Source organism: Carboxylicivirga sediminis, assembly GCF_018156225.1.
GTDB classification, from domain to species: domain Bacteria; phylum Bacteroidota; class Bacteroidia; order Bacteroidales; family Marinilabiliaceae; genus Carboxylicivirga; species Carboxylicivirga sediminis.
Genome location: NZ_JAGTAR010000106.1, coordinates 1 through 566, shown reverse-complemented (window position 1 = coordinate 566; position 566 = coordinate 1). Strand labels below are relative to the sequence as shown.

Here is a 566-nt window from a genome sequence, read left to right as displayed (position 1 = left end):
AAACGCTTCTTTTTTAGTGGTAAACTGTTCGGAGTAGGCTACTCTCCAATCATTTGTTTGTCCCGTATAGCCAATGTGCTTCATGTTGTGTTTGGCCAGTCTTGATTCCAGAGTGTCGCAGGTTGCACCGATATAATACTTGTCCATGGAGGGTGAATGAAGAATATAGAAATAACACATGATTGAGGTTTTGGTACAACAAAAAAAGGAGAAGCAATAATTGCTTCTCCTTTGAAAGTGGGCGATGAGGGAGTCGAACCCCCGACCCTCCCGTGCCATGCAACGGGATGCTCTCAACAAATAGTTCTAATCGCCATTTATAAGTTTGATAATGCGGGCTCTGCTTTTCCACATCTTGACCTGCTTTTCTCGGTCAAACGCTTCTTTTTTAGTGTTAAACTGTTCGGAGTAGGCTACTCTCCAATCATTTGTTTGTCCCGTATAGCCAATGTGCTTCATGTTGTGTTTGGCCAGTCTTGATTCCAGTGTGTCGCAGGTTGCACCGATATAGTACTTGTCCTTGGAGGGTGAATGAAGAATATAGAAATAACACATGATTGAGGTTT

2 protein-coding genes and 1 pseudogene are annotated in these 566 nt (G+C 42.8%); all 3 read right to left on the bottom strand.

The genetic code is table 11. The features are described from left to right. Positions 1 to 180, bottom strand: a 180-nt coding sequence (locus KDU71_RS22835) for a GIY-YIG nuclease family protein (RefSeq protein ID WP_212193444.1), incomplete at its 3' end; no start/stop codon positions are given. A 58-nt stretch (positions 181 to 238) separates the two neighbouring features. Further along, positions 239 to 315, bottom strand: a pseudogene (locus KDU71_RS22830). Beyond that, a partial coding sequence (locus tag KDU71_RS22825; protein WP_212193443.1) for a GIY-YIG nuclease family protein occupies positions 307 to 566 on the bottom strand: 260 nt, incomplete at its 5' end. The pseudogene KDU71_RS22830 and the gene KDU71_RS22825, both read right to left, overlap by 9 nt.